Raw genomic sequence first — 20,614 nt, forward strand, 5'->3', positions numbered from 1 at the left:
TTTGGCAGTAATCAAGGCTATTGTCGTCAAAAATCAGGCCACTGGCGTGTCTTGCACCATCCCATCGACAAATAATTTCAATTCGCCGGGCGCAAACGCCGTCCATTGTTCATTCGTCGTCAGCGGCTGGGTAACGATCACGGCCACTCTGTCCTGGGGCGTCGTCACCTGGGAAAAGTCCACGCTCAGGTCTTCATCGGAGAGTTTAGCAGTTGGAAACGGATGTTGTCGCACCAGATAGTGCAAGCTGGTCGAGCAATGGGCAAACAGCGCCTCGCCGCTCGACAGCATCATGTTGAACGTGCCGTGGGCAGCGATGCCGGGCAACAGCTCCGCCAGCGCGGCATGCAGTTGCGGCAAGGCCGGCGGGGCGTCGCCGAAGCGCGCGTGCAGCTCCTGCAGCAGGTAGCAGAAAGCCAGTTCGCTGTCCGTGCAGCCAACGGGGCGGTAACTGCCCGTCAGCACGGGGTTGAACTCCTTCAAATCGCCATTGTGGGCAAAGACCCAGTAGCGGCCCCACAGTTCGCGCACGAACGGGTGGCAGTTTTCCAGCGCCACCTGGCCTTGCGTGGCCTTGCGGATGTGCGCGATGACATTGCGCGACTTGATGGGGTAGCGCTTGATCAGTTCGGCCACGGGCGAGGCGATGGCCGCCTGGTGGTCGACGAAATGGCGCACGCCAGCGCCCTCGAAAAAGGCGATGCCCCAGCCGTCATGGTGGGTATCGGTATGGCCGCCGCGCATGGCGAAGCCGGTAAAACTAAAGACAATATCCGTGGGGACATTGCAATTCATTCCGAGAAGTTGGCACATGGTCTGTTTGCAGCAGGATAACATGCCCACCATACCACGCCGCCTTGCGGATTGGTATGGTGGCGATGGCCATCAGACAGCCAGAATCAGTGCAACAGGACCGGCTGGCTCATGAGGGAATCATAGCTGCCCAAAAATTCATCGATCTCTTCCATGCTCGGTTCGCTGGCGATCAATTCCGTGACGTCGCGGCGGAAGTTTTGCGCGAGGACTCCCGCGATGAAAGTCTCGCGTTTGCCGCCCTTGTCGACGATTTCATAGCCGCCGAAGCGCAGGGCTTCCAGGTCGCCATCGACGCCGAATTCCACGACGCTGTATTGTTCGCTGTTATAGATCAGGTTCATTTTGCATCCTTCGCTCAAGCAAGAGAAACTCTTGCGGTTTCAGGACAGAGGTGGGGTCCCCACGCCGCCATTTCAAGCGGCCGGGCCACCCTGCGGGCTACAGAGTTGTAACGAGATGCAAACTGCGACTGCGGTAATACCGTCAGAAAGCCGCGTTCAGGAAACAAGCAGGTCCGGTTCCAGCGCCAGCAGGACATCGTAGGGACTGGCCGTCAGCCAGGTGCGCAGCTGTTCGATATGCGAGGCGTCGGCCAGGCTGATGAACAGGCGCGCGGGTGGATGGCGCAGCAGACGATTTAATGTTACACGCAATACGAGATTGCCGCTGCAGCACAGGCAGCCGGGCGCAATACGCAACAGTTGCAGTGGAAACGATGGAGAAGGAGAAATTTGTTCGGCCAGGTCGGCCAGGATGGCGTTGCCGTCAGCGAGACCCTCGAGGATCACGGCGGCCGGCTGGCCAGGCTGCAAGGCTTGCGCGATGGCCGCCTCGCGCCCGGCCGCGCAACCACCGCTGACCAGGGTCAGCGGCGTCGGACGCCGTACGGCTGACGTCACAGGCCTTTCTTGGCCAGCTTGCCCGGTTCGACGCCCAGCTGTTTCAGTTTGCGGTACAAATGGGTGCGTTCGAGGCCCGTTTTTTCCGCCACGCGGGTCATGCTGCCGCCTTCGCGGCCCAGGTGGTGTTCGAAATACATGCGCTCGAACGCATCGCGCGCCTCGCGCAGCGGCAAGTCGAACGACAGGTTGTAGCCATGGCCTTCGGCCACCGCCGGTACGGCGATGCCTGGGCGCACCATCAGCTGTTGCGGCGCGCTGCCGCCAAAGCTGGGCACGGGATGGCTGCTTTCCTCGGTCACCACGGGTGCCGCGGGACGCGGCGCCACGCTCGGCGCGCGCACGGTTTCCTGTGCCCGCGTCAAGCCTTGCTGGACCGCTTTCAGCAGTTTTTGCAAGGCAATCGGTTTTTCCAGGAAATTCATGGCGCCGATGCGCGTCGCCTCGACCGCCGTATCGATGGTGGCGTGGCCCGACATCATGATCACCGGCATGGTCAGCAAGCCATCGCGCTGCCACTCCTTGAGCAAGGTGACGCCATCGGTGTCGGGCATCCAGATATCCAGCAATACCAGATCCGGCGCACCGGCGGCACGCGCTTCGCGCGCCTGCTGCGCATTTTCGGCCAGCTGGATAGCATGTCCTTCGTCGCCCAGAATTTCCGAGAGCAACTCACGGATACCCATTTCATCATCCACTACGAGTATGTTTGCCATTCGTGTCTTGCCTTCCTCATTTCGCCGGCCGTCGCGCACAAGATGTACACGGCGGACAACTATGATTTTATTAGTGTTTTAAATACTAAACCAGACCCTCACGCCAGGAATTCCTGGGCAGGAGTGTCGGGAGCTAACTTTAACAGCAAAATGACCACCGAAGCGCCATTGCCGTCGACCCGGTTCTCGATATCGATGCGTCCGCCGTGTTCATCGATAATTTTCTTGACCATCGCCAGGCCCAATCCCGTGCCGCGGGCCTTCGAGGTCACATACGGCTCGAAGGCGCGCGCCAGGATTTTTGGCGCAAAACCAGGACCATTGTCCGTGATGGCCAGCCGCACGGCGATATTCACGCCGCCGTCCGCACTGCGATAATGAATTGCTTCCGTCCTTACGTCAATCCGCGGATGCGGCGAATCCGGCGGCAGGTCGGCCATGGCGTCCTGCGCGTTCTGCAGCAGGTTATGGATCACCTGGCGCAACTGGGTCGGATCGCCCATCACCATCGGCAGATTCGGCGCCAGCAGCGGGTGGATGATGTCGCCATCGTCGCCGCGCAGATACAGGTTCAGGATCTCTTCGATCAGCTCGTTCAGGCGCAGGGGCACGAGCACGGCCGGCGGCGTGCGCGCATAGTCGCGGAAGTCGTCGACCATGCGCTTCATCGCATCGACCTGCTTGACGATGGTGGTGGTGGCGCGGCTGAGCAGGTCTGCATCGGGTTGCTCCAGCTTGCCTTCGAGCTTCATCTGCAGGCGCTCGGCCGACAGCTGGATCGGCGTGAGCGGATTCTTGATTTCATGCGCCAGGCGGCGCGCCACCTCGCCCCAGGCGATCGAGCGCTGCGCGGAAATGACGTCGGAAATATCATCGAACACGACGATGTAGCCGCTGCCGGACTCCAGCGGCAAGCGCGAGCCGCGCGCCAGCAAGGTGATGTCATGCTCGTCGGCACTGCTGCCCAGACGGCGCGGAATCTCGATCTGGCGCTGCCAATGCAGGCGCTGCTGGTTGCGGCCCGACGCCGATTGCGCGCTTTGCGCCGTGAAGGCGCTGATGATGGCGCCGCCAAATTCTTCCATTCCGGCAATCTGCGCCAGCGGCTGGCCCACCATGCTCATTCCGGAATGCTGGAGGATGCGCTCGACCGATTCATTGCAGGTCACCAGTTTAAAGTCGCCATCGAGCACCATCACGCCGGCCGACATATTCGCCAGTACCGATTCCAGGTGGGCCTTGGCGTTTTGCAGCGCGGCGCGGTTGCTTTCCACGGCCGTGCGCGCATCGAGCAGCTGGCGCGTCATGATGTTGAACGATTGCGTCAAGGTACCCAGTTCATCCTTGGTGGCGACGATGGGGCGCGGCGACAGGTCGCCCTCGGCCACGGCGCGCGTGCCCTCGGCCAGCAGCAGCAGGGGCTGGGCCAGGTTGCCCGCGATCAGGAAAGCACTGCCGATGGCGCCAAAGATAGCCAGCAGCAAAGTCAAGGTGAGGATTTCCATGTACATCTTGCGCAGTCCCACGCGCGCGACGAAACGTTCCTTGTACTCGCTGTAGGCGGCGCGCAGCACCTCGCCATTCGTCGCCAGCTTGGGCGGCACCGATTGCAGCAGTTGCAGGTAGCGGGGCGAGACGGACGGTCCCGGCACGGCCACCAGCACGCGCAGGCGCAGGCTGGCCGCCGTTTCCAGCGACGCCGGCAAGCCCGAGCGGAAACCGCCGCCGCCCGACTCCGTGCCGTCGTCGTGCAATTCCAGTCCCCCTTCGGCGGAGGCATAGCCTGCCGGCAAGGCTGCCTGTACCAGCATGGCCGGCGTCGGCAAGTCGGCCGCGCTGTGCGGCCCGGCGCTGGCCAGCAGCACGCCGTCGCCGCTGACGAGCATGGCATTTTGCATGCCCTCTTCGCGCAGCAGGCTGGTCAGCACGGCCGGGCCGGCCACCGGGTCGGCGCCCATTTCTTCGACGGCCTTGTGGCCCCGGTGATCGAGCTCGACCAGGGCCGCATCGAGGCCGGCACGGCCCAGCTCAATCCCCGATTCCAGCGCCGCTTCGATCTTGACGTTGAACCAGGATTCGATCGAGTGGGAGACAAATTGCACAGAGACAAGGAAAATCACCAGGCCCGGCAGGATGCCGACGGCGGCGAACAGCATCACCAGGCGCGTCATCAGCTTGGAGCCGAACTTGCCGCTCTTGTAGCGCGCGTACAGACGCCCCAGGGAAATACCCACCAGCGCCAGCAGGGACACGGCCACGGCCGCGTTCAGGCCCAGCAGCCAGGTGTAGTAACGGTCGAAAAAGCCGGAATTATCGGAAGCCGATGCCAGCAGGAACAGCAGGATACTGACTATGCCGCCGCCCACCACCAGCAGATAGCGCAATGCTTGACTCACTACTCCGCCGTATACAAGAAGGTTTTTTTATTCGAAGCCAGGCGCCAGTCGCTGTTATTGAAGGCATTGACCTGTATCGGCTTGGGCAGGTAATCGCGGTCCATGCCCATGCGCAAGGTGACGTTATACGTCTGCCCCACTTTCAGCTCGCCGCGCCGCGCCACCAGCCAGCGGCTGGGACGGCGGATCAGGAACAGCGCATCGTCGAGCGTGGGAAAGCTTTGCTGCAAGCCGCCGCCCGACACATGGTACTGGCGCGTGAGCACGTTGTACGACAGCTTGCTGGTCTGGCGCGCCACGATGGCTTTTTCATCGAACCAATACCAGCGGGGCCGGGTCAGTTCGATTTCCGTCGTGAAATACAGCGGCACGCCATGCTGCACGGCATCGTCGAGGTCATGATTGAGCTCGAAGGAATACGTGGCGGCCAGCTTGTAGCCCTCTTCGCTGGCCTCGATGTAGGCACGGGTAATCTCGACCATATCGGCGGCATGCGCGCGTGGCATGGTACATGCCAGCATCAGCAGCAGGGCCAGGAGTCGGAAGAGTCGTGTTGTCACAAGTGTGCCGGTAGTGTCCGTGAGGAAAGGTTCGACGAATCGCTCAAGCCGCATTTTTTTGGAATAGCGCATAGAACAAACCGTCGTGGTCCTGCTCCGCGCTGCCAGTCGGCAACAGCTGGCCAGGCGCTGTCAATCGGGTCGCATTATTGCGCACCGCAAATGCCGCCGCCTGTGCCTCGGACTCTTGCGGCCACAACGAACATGTCACGAACAGCAATTTACCATCGGGGCGCAGCATCTGCCACAGGTTGTCCAGAATTTTGGATGAAAGTGTTGCAAGTTGGAACGCGTCGCCCTTGCGGCGCAACCAGCGGATATCGGGATGGCGGCGCACGATGCCCGAGGCCGTGCACGGCACATCGGCCAGGATGCGGTCGTACTGCTGGCCGTCCCACCATGCGCTCGATTGCGCGTCCTGCGCCTTCAAGGTCGCGTCCAGGCCCAGGCGTTCGAGGTTTTCCGCGATGCGCGGCAGGCGCTTGGCGTCCGCATCAATGGCCGTCACGTGCACGTCGGCCAGTTCCAGGATATGGCACGTCTTGCCGCCCGGCGCCGCACAGGCATCGAGCACGCGCATGCCGTCCTGCAAATCCAGCAGCGGCGCGGCCAGTTGCGCGCCAGCATCCTGCACGGAAACGACACCCTGCTCGAAGCCGGGGATCAGCGCCACGCCGATCGGCTTGTCGAGGCGCACGGCAAACGGTCCCACCTGGCGCGCGGCGATACCCGCCTCCGCCAGCACGGCCAGGTAGGCTTCGACCGTGCTCTTGCGGCGGTTCACGCGCAAGGTCAATGGCGGTACGGCATTGCCGGCCGTCAAAATGGCTTGCCAGTCGCGCGGGTAAGCCAGGCGCAGCGAATCGATCCACCACTGCGGATAATTCCATTGCGCCAAAGGTTGCTGCAAGGCCGCTTCCAGCAAGGACTTGCGCTCGCGCAAGAAGCGGCGCAAGACGGCGTTGACCATGCCCTTGGCATGCGCCAGGTCAGGGTGCGAGGTGGCCACCGTGACAGCCTGGTCGACCACCGTGAATTCTTCGTACGGCTGCTCGCCCGGCTCGGCCGACATCAAGGACAGCGCGCAGCACAGCAGGGCTGCGAGCATCGGCGGCTCCGGCGCCTTCGACGTCATCAGGCCGACCAGCGTTTCGCTGCGGCCCAGCTGACGCATGGTGCGGTAGGAAATATCCTGGATGGCGCCGCGCGCCTGCGGGCTGGCGTTCGATTGCGCAAACACCTTGGCCAGCGCCTGCGGCAGGGCCGTGCCCGTGCGCACCTGCGCCACGGCATTGGCCGCGCCCAGCAGGCAAAACGCCAGCGAGTCGGCGCGCAAATCGGGTTGGAAGCCTGGCTGCAAGACCGGTTTCAGGTCGGGATGGTAGCTGGGACGCAATTTCGGTGCGGCAGGCGCCTGGCCTGGCGCCGGCTTGGTTTTCAATTTCAGCGTGGGGCGCTTGTTCATAGTTATCCGGTGTGGCTGCGCGCGGCGGGCTGCATGGAGGCAAAGTCGCGGCCGCGCGTCATCAATAAAGGGTCGATTGTAGCGTTTGTGGCGTCCTCTGACCCAAGCGATTGCAGCGATACATGTAAATTGCGGCAAAAAACTGCATATATACAAGCAGAATGCGCCATGCTGATGTTTTCGCGCACCAACATGGGCATGCTGTCCTGATAATATCGTGAAACGCGCCAGCACGGGGACACTGCCGGCTAGCGTATTGTTCCCGGCAGCAAACCAGTATAATTAACGCAGTCTGGGCGGCGATGTCATGGCCGTCCGTTTTGCTTTTCGATTCATTCTATTCATTCTTAACGCGGTTCCACCGCCATCCTGCTCATGCTCGCCCAACAGAAACAAGAAATCATCGCCCTGTTCCAGGCCGCCCTCGCTCCCGTCCTGGCCGGCACTTCGCTTGAGCCTACCGTGGTGCTCGAGCGACCACGCGATGCATCGCATGGCGACGTCGCCTGCAATATCGCCATGCAACTGGCCAAGCAGCTGAAACAGAACCCGCGCGAACTGGCGCAAACCATCGTGACGGCCGTGCTGGCCAACCCGGCCGGCAAGGGCCTGGTCGAAGCAGTGGAAATCGCCGGTCCCGGCTTCATCAACGTGCGCGTCTCCGCCGCCGCCAAGCAGGCCGTCATCAAGACCATCCTGGGCGAAAGCGATCGCTATGGCCGCAGCACGGCAGGCGCCGGCAAGCAAGTCATCCTCGAATTCGTCTCGGCCAACCCGACCGGCCCGCTGCACGTGGGCCACGGCCGCCAGGCGGCCCTGGGCGACGCCCTGTCCTCGCTGTTCGACGCGCAAGGCTACCAAGTGACGCGCGAGTTCTATTACAACGACGCGGGCGTGCAGATCCAGACCCTGGCCAACTCCGTGCAGGCGCGCGCGCGCGGCTTCAAGCCCGGCGACGCCGAATGGCCCGAGTCCGCCTACAACGGCGACTACATCGCCGACATCGCCAGCGACTTCAAGGCCGGCAAGACGGTTGCGGCCAGCGACGGCTTGCCAGCGACGGCCAACGGCAATGTGGAAGACATCGATTCGATCCGCCCGTTCGCCGTCACCTACCTGCGCAACGAGCAGGACATCGACTTGCAGGCGTTTGGCGTGAAGTTCGACAATTACTACCTCGAATCGTCGCTGTACGCGGACGGCAAGGTCAATAGCGCCGTGGAAACCTTGATCAAGGCGGGCCACACCTACGAGCAGGATGGCGCGCTGTGGCTGCGCACCACCGACTTCGGCGACGACAAGGACAGGGTCATGCGCAAGACGGACGGCACCTACACGTATTTCGTGCCGGACGTCGCGTATCACCTGGTGAAATGGCAGCGCGGTTTCGTGCAGGCCATCAATATCCAGGGCAGCGACCACCACGGCACCATCGCGCGCGTGCGCGCCGGCCTGCAGGCCGTCGACATGGGCATCCCGCAAGGCTACCCCGACTACGTGCTGCACAAGATGGTCACCGTCATGAAGGACGGCGAAGAAGTCAAGATTTCGAAGCGAGCCGGCTCCTACGTGACCGTGCGCGACCTGATCGAATGGTCGGGCGGCGGCGACATCGCCAAGGGCCGCGACGCCGTGCGCTTCTTCCTGATCTCGCGCAAGGCCGACACGGAATTCGTCTTCGACGTCGACGTGGCGCTGAAAACCACCGATGAAAACCCCGTCTATTACGTGCAGTACGCGCATGCGCGCATCTGCCGCATCCTGGAAAACTGGGGCGGCGATGAAAGCACGCTTGCCGGCGTGGACTTGTCCCCGCTGACGGCGCCGACCGAAGCGACCCTGCTGGCGACTCTGGCCGCCTACCCGGAAATGCTGGCGCGCGCGCAAGCGGAACTGGGACCGCACCAGGTCGCCTTCTACCTGCGCGAGCTGGCCGCCAACCTGCACAGCTTCTACTTCGCCGAAAAAGTGCTGGTCGAGGACGACGCCGTCAAGATGGCCCGCCTGGCCCTCGTCGTCGCCGCGCGCCAGGTGCTGCGCAACGGCCTGGCACTGATCGGCGTGTCCGCGCCAAACAAAATGTAATCGCGAAGGTCAAACCGTCAATGAATCATGCTTCCCGCTTCTCTTCGACCCGGCGCCAGCAGGGCAATACCCTGGTCGGCATCATCATCGGCCTGGTCATCGGCCTGGGCATCGCCGTGGTGGTCGCCCTGGTGATCACCAAGGGCGCCTCGCCCTTCACCGACAAGTCGGGCAAGGCCGGCAAGTCGGCCGAACCGACGGCCGGCCAGATCGCCGACCCGAACAAGCCGATGTACGGCAACAAGGAAGCGGCCAAGGAAGCGGCGCGCGACTTCTCCAAGGAGCCGCGCGAGATCGTCACGCCGACGCAGCCAGCCGCACCGGCGCCGGCGCCCGCACCCGCGCAGCAGCCGAAGGCACCGCCGCCGGACGCGCTGCAGGAATTGATCGGTACCTTGAAGGACAAGCCGGCGCCGAAAACGCCAGCGGCCGCACCAGCGGCGCCAGCACCGCAAGCCAAGGCAGACGTGAAGGAAGCCAAGGCCGATGCAGCCAGCGACAAATGGATTTATTATCTGCAGGCCGGCGCCTTCCATGACATGTCGGACGCCGAAAGCACGCGCGGCAAACTGGCGCTGCTCGGTTTCGAAGCGGCCATCAGCGACCGCAGCACCGACGCCGGCGTGCTGCACCGCGTGCGCGTCGGGCCGTTCAACCAGCTCGAAGCGATGAACCGCGCGCGCACCAAACTGTCTGAAAACGGCATCGATGTCGCCGTCGTCCGCAACCAAAAATAAGGAACCAGCATGCGTTTTCTGAAGAAAATCCTGTTCGCCGCCGCCCTGTGCAGCATCGCCCTGGGCGCCTCCGCCTCGCCGGCCGAGCCGAAGAACGGCGTCGAATACGAAACCCTGCCCGCGCCGCAGGCGACGGAATCGGGCAAGAAAATCGAAGTGACGGAATTCTTCGCCTATTACTGCCCGCACTGCAACGTGCTCGAGCCGCAGCTGGCGGCGTGGGTCAAAAAACAGGGCGACAACATCGTCTTCAAGCGCGTGCACGTGTCGCGCGACGAGAGCGTGGCGCCGCAGCAGCGCCTGTTCTTCACCCTGCAAGCCATGGGCCTGGTCGACAAGCTGCACACCGGCGTCTTCCACGCCATGCACGTGGAACGCAACCGCCTGAACACCGACGACGCCGTCTTCGACTTCGTCGCCAAGCAGGGCGTGGACCGCCAGAAATTCATCGACACCTACCGTTCGATGGGCGTCTCGGCCCGCGTGCGCCGCGCGGACGCCATGATGCAGGGCTATAACGTGACGTTCTGGCCCATGATCGCCATCGACGGCCGCTACATCACCTCGCCTTCGCAAGCCGATCAGGGCAGCAAGTCGGCCAAGAACGAAGAGCAGCTGAACGCCCAGGCGCTCACCGTGATGGACGTGCTGGTCGCGAAAGCCAAAGCGGAAAAGAAATAAGCATGGCCACTTCCCTGGCGCGCCCGGGCATCGCCTGATGCATCGCGTTTTCATCACGGGCGCGTCGAGCGGACTGGGTGCCGCCCTGGCGCTGCAGTACGCGCGCCAGGGTGCCCAACTGGGCTTGCTGGCCCGCCGCGGCGACACGCTGCAGCAACTGATCGCTTCCCTGCCCCACCCTGAACGCCACCGCGCATACGCCGTCGACGTGTGCGACCACGCCGCCCTGAAAGGCGCAGCACAGGACTTCATCGCCCACGCCGGCGGCATCGACGTCGTCATCGCCAGCGCCGGCGTGTCCTACGGCACCCTGAGCGAACACGCGGAAGACCTCGACGCCTTCGCGCGCCTCATCGCCATCAACGTCACGGCCACCGTCGCCACCTTCGCGCCTTTTATCTCCACAATGAAAAGCCAGGGCAGCGGACGCCTGGTGGGCATCGGCAGCGTGGCCGGCATCCGCGGCCTGCCCGGCGCCGAAGCCTACAGCGCCTCGAAGGCGGCCGTCATCAGCTACTGCGAATCGCTGCGCCTGGAATTGAAACCGGCGGGCATCAAGGTCGTCACCATCACGCCCGGCTACATCGACACGCCGATGACGCGCCACAACGCCTACCGCATGCCCTTCCTGATGCCGGCCGAAAAATTCGCCGTGCGCGCCGCGCGCGCCATCGCCGACGGCGACAGCTACCGCGTGATCCCGTGGCAGATGGGCGTCGTCGCCAAGCTGCTGCGCGCGCTGCCCAATGCCGTCTACGACCGGGCCTTCGCGAATGCGCCGCACAAGGCGCGCAACTGAACTGACCAACATGACGAAGCACTCAGACTTGAACAGCGCGGCCATCGCCGCCCATTGCGCCACCGGCGCCTCGCACGTTGCCATCGAAGTGGTCGATGAAACGGGATCGACCAACGCCGACCTGCTGGCGCGCTGCGCCAGCCTGGCCGGCCCCACCCTGCGCATCGCCGGCCAGCAGACGGCCGGACGGGGGCGCGCCGGACGGCCATGGGTGTCGCAGGCGGACGCCAGCCTGATGTTCTCGCTGGCCTGGCGCTTCAAGGGGCCGCTGCACCAGCTGGTCGGCCTGCCGCTGGCCGTCGGCGTGGCGCTGGCCGAAAGCATGACGGCGCTGGGCGTGCCGGTGCAACTGAAATGGCCGAACGACCTGCTCAAGGATGGCCACAAACTGGCCGGCATCCTCGTCGAAACGCAACAGGCACAGGGCGACGATAGCGGCGGCGTGTGGGCCGTCATCGGCTGCGGCATCAATCTCTTGATGCCCGATGCGCTGGAACGGCAGATCGGGCGCAGCGTCTCGGCCGTGCCCTGGCTGGCGCAGATGGAGCGCAACACCCTGGTGGCGGCGCTGCTCAGCCGCCTGGCCGGCGTGCTGGCCGAATTCGACGACACCGGCTTTGCGCCGTTTGCCGAGCGCTGGAACCTGCTGCACGCGTGGCAGGGCCAGCACGTGAAAATCCTCGACAACGGCCAGCTGCTGCAGCAAGGCGTGGCGGCCGGCGTGGATCAGCTGGGCCGTTTGCTGCTGCGCACCGACGGCGGCCTGCAGGAAGTCATGTCGGGCGACGTGTCCTTGCGCCTGGCCGGGGAGTGAGCGCATGCTGCTGCTGATCGACGCCGGCAATACGCGCATCAAATGGGCGCTCGTGGCCGCCGACAGTGCCGCCGGCGGCTGGCTGGCCAGCGGCGCCGTCGCGCATGCGCAGATCGACACCCTGGCCGCGCACTGGGCACCACTGGCCATCAGCGAAGCGCTGATGTCGAACGTGGCCGGCGCCGTCATCGGCACGCGCCTGCGCGCCATGCTGCCGGTCGTGCCGCGTGACTTTGTCTCGCTGCCGCAGCTGGTCGGACTGACGAACGGCTACCGCGCGCCGTCGCAACTGGGCTGCGACCGCTTTGCCGCCGCCATCGGCGCGCACGCGCTGGCGCCTGGCCAGGCCGTCATCGTCGCCAATTGCGGCACCGCCACCACCATCGACGCCATCACGGCCGATGGCGTTTTCCTCGGCGGGATGATCTTGCCGGGACTGGGACTGATGGCCAGTTCGCTGGCGCGCAACACGGCGCAGCTGCCGCACATCGCCAGCGACGCCATGCTGCCGGCCGGCTTTGCCGACAATACGGACGACGCCATCCTCTCCGGCTGCCTGGCGGCGCAGGCGGGCGCCATCGAACGGGCCGTGCGCATGCACGGCGCCAGCGCCTGCCTGCTGTCGGGCGGCGCCGCAGCGCGCATCGCACCGGCCCTGGCGCTGGCGGTGCCGCTGCACCTGGTCGACAATATCGTCATGATCGGCCTGCAGACGGCCGCGCGCGCCGGGGCGGCAGGAACACAAGGAAACCACGTATGCTGAAATTCGTCTTCTGGCTGCTGGCCGGCGTCAACCTGCTGGTGCTGGCCATCGGCCAGGGTTATCTGGGCAGTTTTCGCGCCGAGACGCGCGAACCGGCGCGCCTGAAAAACCAGCTGCAGGCGGGCAAGCTCACCTTGCTGACGCAGGAGCAGGCGACCGCACCGGCCGTGGCCACAGCGCCTGCGCCGGTCGCCGCAGAAACGCCGGCGCCGCCGCCATCGTATGCGTGCACGGAGGTGGGCAATTTCCTGCTGGCCGATGGCCGCCGCTTCGAAGCGCAAGTGGCCGCGCTGAGCCTGGGCGACCGCCAGTCGCGCCGCAACGTCGCCGGCCAGGACATTTCCAGCTACATGGTGTACATCCCGCCGCAGGGCAGCAAGGAAGGCGCCGACCGCAAGGCCGGCGAATTGAAGCAGCTGGGCGTGACGAATTACTTCATCATGAACGAAAACAGCCCGCTGCGCTGGGGCATTTCACTGGGCGTATTCAAGTCGGAAACGAGCGCGCAAAGTCAGCTGGCATCGCTCAACAAACAGGGCGTGCACAGCGCCCGCGTCGCGCCGCGCTACAGCGCCAGCAAGCAATTCGCCTACCAGTTCCGCGACCTCGACGCCGCCACGCGCGCGCGGCTGGCCGAGATCACGAAGCAGTTCGACGAGCAGGAACTGCGCTCCTGTAAATAAGCGCCGGACCAAACCTACTGCGCGTCCGACATAGGCAACCTGCGATGCTCACTGTGATTCAGCCAGGTAGGTCGGATTAGCGCTTGCGCGTAATCCGACAACGCCAGCGACGCCAACCATGGTGTCGGATTACGCGCTTGCACGCTAATCCGACCTACGCTCATCTCTCAATGACGATCGGTTTGACACCCGCCGACGCCGGCAGGCTGGCCGCCGCGCGCGCCGCATCGGTGCGGCTCGTGAACGGTCCGCCGTACAGGCGGAACAACGGGCCGGCCGGCACCACATCAAGATTGCCCAGCGTTTGCGCATACGGCGCCAGTTGCGCGCGGCCCGCTTCCGCATTGTCCGCACGCGAATAGGCGCCCAGCTGCAGGTAGAAGCCGGTGGCCAGCGCCGCTGGCGCGGGCGCGGCCACGGTGGCATCGACCGCTGACAGCGCGGTGATTTCAGGCTGCACCACGGCGCGCATTTCCGGTTCGCTGTCGGCCGACGTATCGATGGAAATGGCCACCACCGACGGCACCGGCTTGGGCGCCGCGCGGGCCGCCAGGATGGCATCGATATCGGCCGGCAGCAGGCGTTCGACGACCACCTGGTGGCTGCCCTTGCCGAGAAAGCCCAGTTTCAGCGCCGCCGTGTAGGACACGTCGATCACGCGCGTGGCGTGGAACGGGCCGCGGTCGTTGATGCGCACGATCACCTGCTCGCCGCTGTCGATGCTCGTCACGCGCGCATACGATGGAATCGGCAAGGTCGGATGGGCCGCCGTCATCTTGTACATATCGTAGATTTCGCCCGACGAGGTGCGCTGGCCATGGAATTTCTTGCCATACCAGGTGCCCGTGCCCTTCTGCTTGAATGGCTCGTTGTCGGTGATCGGCGTGTACGTCTTGCCGAAGACGACATACGGGCGGTTCGAGCGCGTCGAATACGGCTCGTTGCGCACTTCCGCATCGGGCACGTCGCGCAGGTTGGCGGGCGGATTGTCGCCCGGGCCGTCATCCTTGTAGTAGCCGCCGCGCCCGGAGCCGGCCGCCGGCAAGACCGGCAAGGTGGGATCCTGGCGCACGGGCACCTTGACCTTGCCGCCCGACGGCAGCGGCACGTTGTTCGATGCGGGCTTGTGCGGCGCGGTGCCGCAGGCGGCCAGGGTCAGCAAGGCGACAAGGCTCAGCCCGCGCATGGCGAAGGTATCGATAGGCGCCCGCATCAGGTCTGCACCAGCTTGCGGTGGCGCTGAATGCTCATCAGGATGCCGGTGGCCACGCCCAGGGTCAGCAGCGCGGTGCCGCCATAGCTGAGGAATGGAAGGGGAACGCCGACCACCGGCACGATGCCGCTGACCATGCCCATGTTGACAAACGCATACGTAAAGAAAATCATAGTTATCGCTCCTGCCAGCAGGCGAGTGAAAAAACTGGGGGCGTTGGCGGCGATCATCATCCCCCGTCCCACCAGCAGTAAATACATCAGCATCAAAATCAGATTACCGACCAGGCCGAACTCCTCCGAATACACGGCGAAGATGAAGTCGGTGGTGCGCTCCGGAACGAATTCCAGGTGAGCCTGCGTGCCGTGCGTCCAGCCCTTGCCCGTCATGCCGCCGGAACCGATGGCGATGATGGACTGGATGATATGGAAGCCCTTGCCCAGCGGGTCCTTGGTCGGGTCGATCAGCATCATCACGCGGTCGCGCTGGTAATCATGCAGGTGCGACCAGGCGATCGGCAGGCAGGAAACAAAGGTGATCAGCAAGCCGGCCAGCACCTTCCACGACAGGCCGGCCAGGAAAATGACGGTAAAGCCGGCCGCCACCACCAGCAGCGCCGTGCCCAGGTCGGGCTGGCGCGCGATCAGGTAGACGGGCACCAGCAGCAGCACGGCCGCCATCAGGAACGATTTCCAGCGCAGGGCGCCCGCATTATGCTGGAAGAACCAGGCCAGCATCAGCGGCGTGGCGATCTTCAGGAATTCGGACGGCTGGATGTCGATCACGCCGATATGCAGCCAGCGCCGCGCACCGAGCTTGATGGTGCCGAACAGCGCCACGGCCACCAGCAAGATCACCGATACCGTGTACGCCGGCACGGCGATGCGCATCATCATCTGCGGCGTGACGTTGGCCGCCACCCACATGACGAAAAAGCACAGCATGATGTTGCGCAGATGGTCCTCGATCTTGCCGGGGATGCCGATGCTGGCCGAATACAGGGTCAGCAGGCTGGTGCACAGCAGCATCAGGATGATGATCATCAGCGGCGGATCGAACACCGCCAGGTAGGGTTTGGCGCGCCGCCACAGCGAGCGCCTCTCGTTAATGGGCATGTGCTTCCTTATTGCCTGGCAGGCGGCGCCGGGGCGGCCTGCTCGTCGGTGATTTCTTCCAGGGTGCGCACTTCGTCGACATCTTCCTTGGGCACCTTGGTGGTGTCTTTTTCCTTGTCGCTCGGGCGCTTGCCCAGCAGGTAGTAGTCGAGCGCCTTGCGCGCGATCGGCGCGGCCACGCCGGCGCCGAAGCCCGCATTTTCCACCACGATGGCGATCGCGATGCGCGGCTTGTCGGCCGGCGCGAAGGCCGTAAACAGGGCGTTGTCGCGCAGGCGCTCGGCCAGCAGCTTGGCATTGTACTTCTCGTTTTTCTTGATGCCGACCACCTGCGCCGTGCCAGTCTTGCCGCCCACCGTGTACTGCACGCCGGTGAAGATGCGCGCGGCCGTGCCACCCTGCTCGCTGGTCACGCCCACCATGGCGCGCTTGATGATGTCGATGTTTTCCTGCTTGAGCGCGATGCGGTAGCTTTCCTTCGGTACCGTCAGGGTGCGCGCACGCGTGCTCGCGTCTTCGATGATCTTCACCAGATGCGGCTTCATCACCACGCCGTTATTGGCCAGGTTGGCCGTCGCGTGGGCGATCTGCAGCGGCGTGTAGGAGTTGTAGCCGGAGCCGTTACTCACCGAAATCGTGTCGCCGCCCACCCATTTTTTCTGCTGCGGCGTCTTGAAGCGGTTGCGCTTCCACTCCGTCGACGGCAGCACGCCCGTCTTTTCATTATTCAGGTCGATGCCGGTCAGCTGGCCGAAACCGAACGGCTTCATGAAGTCGTGGATGGCGTCGATGCCCATGTCACGGCCCAGCTGATAGTAATAGGTGTTGCACGAGACGACGATGGACTTGTGCATGTCCACCGTGCCATGGCCGCCCACCTTGTCGTCGCGGAAGGTATGGCCGCCGAGGATGAAGAAGCCGGGATCGGAAATCGACTGGCTCGGCGTGCGCTTGCCCAGTTCCAGCGCGGCCAGCGCCATGAAGGGCTTGAAGGTCGAACCGGGCGCGTAGGTGCCCGACAGGGGACGGTTGACCATCGGCCGGTCCAGCGAGGTATTGAGTTCGTTCCAGCTTTGCTGGTCGATGCCGTCGACGAACAGGTTGGGGTCATAGCCTGGCTTGGAGACGTAGGCGAGGATGTCGCCCGTGGCCGGGTCGATGGCCACGGCCGCGCCGCGCCATTCGCCGAACGCTTCCTCGACCACCTTCTGCAGTTCGATGTCGATCGACAGGATCAGGTTGTTGCCGGGGGTGGCCGCCGTGCGCGACAGGGTGCGCATGGCGCGCCCGCCGGCCGACACTTCCACTTCTTCGTAGCCGGTGGTGCCATGCAGCTGCTTTTCGTAGCTTTTTTCCAGGCCTTCCTTGCCGATATGGTCGGTGCCGTTGTAGTTGGCCGCGTCCTCGCCCTCTTCCAGCGCCTTGGCTTCATTGCGGTTGATGCGGCCGATGAAGCCCACCACGTGCGAGGCCACCTCGCCCATCGGATACTGGCGGAACAGGCGCGCCTGCACTTCCACGCCGGGGAAGCGGAAACGCTGCGCCGTGAAGCGCGCCACTTCCTCGTCCGTCAGGCGCGTGCGCAGCGGCACGCTGACGAAGTTCTTCGATTCTTCCAGCAGCTTCTTGAAGCGGCGGCGGTCCTTGATATCGATCTGCACCAGGGTCGACAGCTCGTCAATCACCGAATCGAGGCTGGCGCTCAATTTCGACGGCGTGATTTCCAGCGTGTAGGCCGAGTAATTGCGCGCCAATACCACGCCGTTGCGGTCGAGGATCAGGCCGCGCGTGGGCACGATGGGCACCACGGCGATGCGGTTGTCTTCAGCCTTGGTCGCGTAGTCTTCGTGCTTGATCACCTGCAGCCAGATGAAGCGCGCCAGCAGCAGCGAAAAGCAGACGAAGACGAGCGCGCCCAGGATGGTCAGGCGCATGCGGAAAAAATGCAGTTCGCGCTCGGTATTTTTCAGTTCGGTCATGGCAGGCGCCCGTCAGATCGGCCGGTTATGGTCGCGGTCCACGGCGCGGCGCTGCGGCGCCAGCAGGATCCACGTCACGAAAGGCCAGAGGGCGACGGCGACGAAGCTCTCGATGAAATTGAGCCAGCCGGGGAAACGGCCCGAGACGATCAGCCGCGTCAGCAATTGCAGCGCCTGCGTCAGCAGCAGCAGCGGCAGCACGTGCAACGCCTGCGTCAGGATGGGGAACCACAGCACGCGCCGGTGCATCATGATGGCGAAATACGACAGCAAGGTATACGCCAAGGCATTCTCGCCCAGCAGGGTCGAATCGTGCACGTCCATCATCAGGCCCATGAAGAACGCGACGCCGATGCCGACCTTGCGCGGCTGGTGGATGCCCCAGAAGACCAGCACCAGCGCGACGAAATCGGGCACGCCGACAAACTGGCCCCATGGCAGCAGATTCAGCAAAAAAGCGCACAGCAGGGAAAAACCGATGAACAGGGGGCTGACCGGCAGCAGGATGTAATGCGGGCGGTTCATCGTGTCGCTTCCTTCGGTGGCACGGCGGCAGGTGCTGGCGTTGTTACAGGCGTTGCGGCAGGTCCTGCCGGCGCCGCCGGTTTCGGCGCGGCGCTGGCGGGCGGCTTCGCGGCGGGGGCTGTCGCGGCGGCGGCAGGCTCCTTGGCCGGGTCCTTGATCGGCGCCATCTTGCCGGCGATCTTGCGGCCCGTCTTGACATCTTCGGCGGGCGGGCGCGGCGGAATATCGGGCGACGTCATCAGGATGAGCAGCTGGGTGTTGCGTTCGATGCCGGCCAGCGGCTGGCACACGACGCGGCCGAACGGGCCATGCGCATTGCGCTCGACCAGGGTCACGCGCGCCACAGCCAGGCCGGCCGGGTACAGGCCGTCGAGGCCCGAGGTGATGACGATGTCGCCGATCTGGATGTCGGCGCTGGGGGCCGTGAAGCGCAGCTCCATGGTGCCCGACTTGCCGCGGCCGATGGCCACGCTGCGCACGCCGTTGCGCAGCAGCTGCACGGGAATGGCCTGCTCTTCATCGGTCAAGAGCGTTACTTCGGAGGTGAACGGGAACACGCGCGTGACCTGCCCCACCACGCCCAGGTTGTCGATCACGGGGCGGCCCAGTTCCACGCCGTTCTGGATGCCGCGATCGAGCACGATCTTGCGCGAGGCCGAATCGCGCGTGTCGTACAGCACTTCGGCCATCATGGTCTTGACGGGCACGCGCTCGCGCGCTTCCATCAGCTTGCGCAGGTGGTTGTTTTCAACGATGTTGAGCTGCGCCTGCTGCAGGATCTGCGCCGAGGCGATCTGTTCGTGCTTCAGGTCGCGCACCTGTTTTTCCAGGGCCGACAACGAAGAAAAGTAATTGCCGACGCCCAGCGCCACGTCGCGCGGCACCAGGGCCGCCATCTGCACCGGATACAGCACGGTGCCGACCGCCTGACGCACGGCCGTCAGCGCGTGCATGCGCGAATCGACCAGCAGCAGGGCGATAGAAATGCCGGCGAACACCATCATCTTGACGCGGGCGGAGGCGCCTTGTTTGAAAAGTGGCGGAGGACTGTATTCCATGACTTCCAATAATCAGGCCAGGCGCAGTGCGCCAACGTGCAGGCCCCGGTCAGACGCCGGCGCCAAAACCAAAAAAAGGCCGGAATGGTTTCCGGCCCTTCTGTCAGATTATTCGTAGGAGAAGATCGAGCCGAGCTTGTCCATACGTTCCAGTGCCATCCCGGAACCGCGCACCACGCAGGTGAGCGGGTCCTCGGCCACCAGCACCGGCAGGCCGGTTTCCTCCATCAGCAGGCGGTCCAGGTCGCGCAGCAGCGCGCCGCCGCCCGTCAGCATCATGCCTTTTTCGGCGATGTCGGCGCCCAGTTCCGGCGGCGTCTGTTCCAGCGCGTTTTTCACTGCCGAGACGATGTTGTTCAGCGGGTCGGTCAGCGCTTCGAGGATCTCGTTGCTGGAAATGGTGAACGAACGCGGGATGCCTTCGGACAGGTTGCGGCCCTTGACTTCCATTTCCTTCACTTCCGAACCAGGGAAGGCCGAACCGATGGCCTTCTTGATGGCTTCGGCCGTCTGTTCGCCGATCAGCATGCCGTAGTTGCGGCGGATGTAGTTGACGATGGCTTCATCGAACTTGTCGCCGCCCACGCGCACGGAACCCTTGTAGACCATGCCGCCCAGCGAGATGATGCCCACTTCCGTCGTGCCGCCGCCGATGTCGACCACCATCGAGCCGGTCGCTTCCGACACGGGCAAGCCCGCGCCGATGGCCGCTGCCATCGGTTCCTCGATCAGGTACACCTGCGAGGCGCCGGCGCCCAGGGCCGATTCGCGGATCGCGCGGCGTTCGACCTGGGTCGAACCGCACGGCACGCAAATGATGATGCGCGGCGATGGACGGAAGAATTTCGAGTCATGCACCATGCGGATGAATTGCTTGAGCATCTGTTCGGTCACGGTGAAGTCGGCGATCACGCCATCTTTCATCGGACGAATCGCTTCGATATTGCCCGGCACTTTGCCCAGCATCTGCTTGGCTTCCTTGCCGACTGCCTGAATGGTCTTCTTGCCATTCGGACCGCCTTCCTGGCGGATGGCGACGACGGATGGCTCGTCCAGGACGATACCGAGGCCGCGTACATAAATAAGGGTGTTGGCCGTGCCCAAGTCAATGGCCAGATCGGTGGAGATATACCTGCGTAAAAAACCAAACATGAGTGTCCTGTAGCGCATCGAGCTGCGCAAAAGCTGTTTATGGGGAGTTTCAAAGCGGGCGCTTTCAGGCACCCTGAAAATCCGTGGAGGCGATTTTTTCGGGTTTCGCTTGGCGCTTGCGCAATCTTTTCTATGCTGCGGCAGCGGTCCATCAGCGC

20 protein-coding genes are annotated in these 20,614 nt (G+C 64.1%); 7 read left to right on the plus strand and 13 right to left on the minus strand.

Annotated features, from left to right (window positions below; translation table 11 throughout):
- Positions 1 to 33: 33 nt before the first annotated feature.
- From IGS60_RS23750 to rsmB, 7 genes are all read right to left on the minus strand, one after another.
- Positions 34 to 813, minus strand: a complete 780-nt coding sequence (locus IGS60_RS23750; RefSeq protein ID WP_071650236.1) for a class II glutamine amidotransferase — start codon at positions 811 to 813, stop codon at positions 34 to 36.
- Between the two features lie 86 nt (positions 814 to 899).
- Positions 900 to 1,157 carry a DUF3567 domain-containing protein gene (locus IGS60_RS23755; RefSeq protein WP_070222752.1) on the minus strand — a complete coding sequence of 86 codons (258 nt, stop codon included), beginning with the start codon at positions 1,155 to 1,157 and terminating at the stop codon, positions 900 to 902.
- Between the two features lie 156 nt (positions 1,158 to 1,313).
- The gene (locus IGS60_RS23760; protein ID WP_070311047.1) at positions 1,314 to 1,715 is read right to left on the minus strand and encodes a GTPase; all 402 of its coding nucleotides are present in this window, start codon (positions 1,713 to 1,715) and stop codon (positions 1,314 to 1,316) included.
- A complete protein-coding gene (locus IGS60_RS23765) occupies positions 1,712 to 2,431 on the minus strand; it encodes a response regulator (protein ID WP_070222756.1) in 720 nt (239 codons plus the stop codon). Before IGS60_RS23765 ends, IGS60_RS23760 begins: the two co-directional genes overlap by 4 nt.
- Positions 2,432 to 2,529: 98 nt before the next feature.
- On the minus strand, positions 2,530 to 4,827 hold the full coding sequence (locus tag IGS60_RS23770; protein ID WP_070222758.1) for a PAS domain-containing sensor histidine kinase: 2,298 nt from the start codon (positions 4,825 to 4,827) through the stop codon (positions 2,530 to 2,532).
- On the minus strand, positions 4,827 to 5,333 hold the full coding sequence (locus IGS60_RS23775) for a DUF4390 domain-containing protein (protein ID WP_226939765.1): 507 nt from the start codon (positions 5,331 to 5,333) through the stop codon (positions 4,827 to 4,829). Before IGS60_RS23775 ends, IGS60_RS23770 begins: the two co-directional genes overlap by 1 nt.
- Positions 5,334 to 5,430: 97 nt before the next feature.
- Positions 5,431 to 6,852 carry a 16S rRNA (cytosine(967)-C(5))-methyltransferase RsmB gene (gene rsmB, locus IGS60_RS23780; protein ID WP_230506384.1) on the minus strand — a complete coding sequence of 474 codons (1,422 nt, stop codon included), beginning with the start codon at positions 6,850 to 6,852 and terminating at the stop codon, positions 5,431 to 5,433.
- Between the two features lie 375 nt (positions 6,853 to 7,227).
- Here rsmB and argS point away from each other — a divergent pair, with 375 nt between their 5' ends.
- From argS to IGS60_RS23815, 7 genes are read left to right on the plus strand one after another with little or no spacing between them, the layout of a single operon-like run.
- Positions 7,228 to 8,937, plus strand: a complete 1,710-nt coding sequence (argS, locus tag IGS60_RS23785) for an arginine--tRNA ligase (RefSeq protein WP_230506385.1) — start codon at positions 7,228 to 7,230, stop codon at positions 8,935 to 8,937.
- A gap of 20 nt (positions 8,938 to 8,957) precedes the next feature.
- On the plus strand, positions 8,958 to 9,674 hold the full coding sequence (locus tag IGS60_RS23790; RefSeq protein ID WP_070289966.1) for an SPOR domain-containing protein: 717 nt from the start codon (positions 8,958 to 8,960) through the stop codon (positions 9,672 to 9,674).
- 9 nt (positions 9,675 to 9,683) lie between these two features.
- Positions 9,684 to 10,355 (plus strand): thiol:disulfide interchange protein DsbA/DsbL, encoded by a 672-nt coding sequence (locus tag IGS60_RS23795; RefSeq protein ID WP_230506386.1) that lies wholly within the window; start codon positions 9,684 to 9,686, stop codon positions 10,353 to 10,355.
- Positions 10,356 to 10,392: 37 nt separating this feature from the next.
- Positions 10,393 to 11,154, plus strand: a complete 762-nt coding sequence (locus IGS60_RS23800; RefSeq protein WP_230506387.1) for an SDR family oxidoreductase — start codon at positions 10,393 to 10,395, stop codon at positions 11,152 to 11,154.
- A gap of 10 nt (positions 11,155 to 11,164) precedes the next feature.
- Positions 11,165 to 11,968, plus strand: coding sequence for a biotin--[acetyl-CoA-carboxylase] ligase (locus IGS60_RS23805; RefSeq protein WP_070222772.1), 804 nt, complete (start codon positions 11,165 to 11,167; stop codon positions 11,966 to 11,968).
- Positions 11,969 to 11,972: 4 nt separating this feature from the next.
- Positions 11,973 to 12,731: a type III pantothenate kinase gene (locus tag IGS60_RS23810; RefSeq protein ID WP_230506388.1), complete on the plus strand. Its 759-nt coding sequence runs from the start codon at positions 11,973 to 11,975 to the stop codon at positions 12,729 to 12,731.
- On the plus strand, positions 12,725 to 13,414 hold the full coding sequence (locus tag IGS60_RS23815; protein WP_230506389.1) for an SPOR domain-containing protein: 690 nt from the start codon (positions 12,725 to 12,727) through the stop codon (positions 13,412 to 13,414). Before IGS60_RS23810 ends, IGS60_RS23815 begins: the two co-directional genes overlap by 7 nt.
- Before the next feature lie 160 nt (positions 13,415 to 13,574).
- Here IGS60_RS23815 and IGS60_RS23820 read toward each other — a convergent pair whose 3' ends face one another.
- From IGS60_RS23820 to IGS60_RS23845, 6 genes are all read right to left on the minus strand, one after another.
- Positions 13,575 to 14,627 (minus strand): septal ring lytic transglycosylase RlpA family protein, encoded by a 1,053-nt coding sequence (locus tag IGS60_RS23820; RefSeq protein ID WP_230506390.1) that lies wholly within the window; start codon positions 14,625 to 14,627, stop codon positions 13,575 to 13,577.
- Positions 14,627 to 15,742 carry a rod shape-determining protein RodA gene (gene rodA / locus IGS60_RS23825; RefSeq protein WP_070222781.1) on the minus strand — a complete coding sequence of 372 codons (1,116 nt, stop codon included), beginning with the start codon at positions 15,740 to 15,742 and terminating at the stop codon, positions 14,627 to 14,629. Before rodA ends, IGS60_RS23820 begins: the two co-directional genes overlap by 1 nt.
- 8 nt (positions 15,743 to 15,750) lie before the next feature.
- Entirely contained in the window at positions 15,751 to 17,721 is a 1,971-nt protein-coding gene (mrdA, locus tag IGS60_RS23830; RefSeq protein WP_230506391.1) for a penicillin-binding protein 2, read from the minus strand.
- Between the two features lie 12 nt (positions 17,722 to 17,733).
- Positions 17,734 to 18,246: a rod shape-determining protein MreD gene (gene mreD, locus IGS60_RS23835; protein WP_035824494.1), complete on the minus strand. Its 513-nt coding sequence runs from the start codon at positions 18,244 to 18,246 to the stop codon at positions 17,734 to 17,736.
- Positions 18,243 to 19,304 carry a rod shape-determining protein MreC gene (gene mreC / locus IGS60_RS23840; RefSeq protein WP_070222785.1) on the minus strand — a complete coding sequence of 354 codons (1,062 nt, stop codon included), beginning with the start codon at positions 19,302 to 19,304 and terminating at the stop codon, positions 18,243 to 18,245. Before mreC ends, mreD begins: the two co-directional genes overlap by 4 nt.
- Positions 19,305 to 19,412: 108 nt before the next feature.
- Positions 19,413 to 20,456, minus strand: coding sequence for a rod shape-determining protein (locus tag IGS60_RS23845; protein WP_010393186.1), 1,044 nt, complete (start codon positions 20,454 to 20,456; stop codon positions 19,413 to 19,415).
- Between the last annotated feature and the right edge of the window lie 158 nt (positions 20,457 to 20,614).

The organism is Janthinobacterium sp. FW305-128 (assembly GCF_020858135.1).
Taxonomy (GTDB): Bacteria; Pseudomonadota; Gammaproteobacteria; order Burkholderiales; family Burkholderiaceae_D; genus Janthinobacterium.

What these genes read in the sequence shown, in the direction of transcription:
- IGS60_RS23750 (WP_071650236.1), bottom strand. Translation starts at nt 813, where the DNA reads ATGTGCCAACTTCTCGGAATGAATTGCAATGTCCCCACGGATATTGTC.
- IGS60_RS23755 (WP_070222752.1), bottom strand. Translation starts at nt 1,157, where the DNA reads ATGAACCTGATCTATAACAGCGAACAATACAGCGTCGTGGAATTCGGC.
- IGS60_RS23765 (WP_070222756.1), bottom strand. Translation starts at nt 2,431, where the DNA reads ATGGCAAACATACTCGTAGTGGATGATGAAATGGGTATCCGTGAGTTG.
- IGS60_RS23775 (WP_226939765.1), bottom strand. Translation starts at nt 5,333, where the DNA reads ATGCCACGCGCGCATGCCGCCGATATGGTCGAGATTACCCGTGCCTAC.
- rsmB (WP_230506384.1), bottom strand. Translation starts at nt 6,852, where the DNA reads ATGAACAAGCGCCCCACGCTGAAATTGAAAACCAAGCCGGCGCCAGGC.
- argS (WP_230506385.1), top strand. Translation starts at nt 7,228, where the DNA reads ATGCTCGCCCAACAGAAACAAGAAATCATCGCCCTGTTCCAGGCCGCC.
- IGS60_RS23790 (WP_070289966.1), top strand. Translation starts at nt 8,958, where the DNA reads ATGAATCATGCTTCCCGCTTCTCTTCGACCCGGCGCCAGCAGGGCAAT.
- IGS60_RS23795 (WP_230506386.1), top strand. Translation starts at nt 9,684, where the DNA reads ATGCGTTTTCTGAAGAAAATCCTGTTCGCCGCCGCCCTGTGCAGCATC.
- IGS60_RS23800 (WP_230506387.1), top strand. Translation starts at nt 10,393, where the DNA reads ATGCATCGCGTTTTCATCACGGGCGCGTCGAGCGGACTGGGTGCCGCC.
- IGS60_RS23805 (WP_070222772.1), top strand. Translation starts at nt 11,165, where the DNA reads ATGACGAAGCACTCAGACTTGAACAGCGCGGCCATCGCCGCCCATTGC.
- IGS60_RS23810 (WP_230506388.1), top strand. Translation starts at nt 11,973, where the DNA reads ATGCTGCTGCTGATCGACGCCGGCAATACGCGCATCAAATGGGCGCTC.
- IGS60_RS23815 (WP_230506389.1), top strand. Translation starts at nt 12,725, where the DNA reads ATGCTGAAATTCGTCTTCTGGCTGCTGGCCGGCGTCAACCTGCTGGTG.
- IGS60_RS23820 (WP_230506390.1), bottom strand. Translation starts at nt 14,627, where the DNA reads ATGCGGGCGCCTATCGATACCTTCGCCATGCGCGGGCTGAGCCTTGTC.
- rodA (WP_070222781.1), bottom strand. Translation starts at nt 15,742, where the DNA reads ATGCCCATTAACGAGAGGCGCTCGCTGTGGCGGCGCGCCAAACCCTAC.
- mrdA (WP_230506391.1), bottom strand. Translation starts at nt 17,721, where the DNA reads ATGACCGAACTGAAAAATACCGAGCGCGAACTGCATTTTTTCCGCATG.
- mreD (WP_035824494.1), bottom strand. Translation starts at nt 18,246, where the DNA reads ATGAACCGCCCGCATTACATCCTGCTGCCGGTCAGCCCCCTGTTCATC.
- mreC (WP_070222785.1), bottom strand. Translation starts at nt 19,304, where the DNA reads ATGGAATACAGTCCTCCGCCACTTTTCAAACAAGGCGCCTCCGCCCGC.
- IGS60_RS23845 (WP_010393186.1), bottom strand. Translation starts at nt 20,456, where the DNA reads ATGTTTGGTTTTTTACGCAGGTATATCTCCACCGATCTGGCCATTGAC.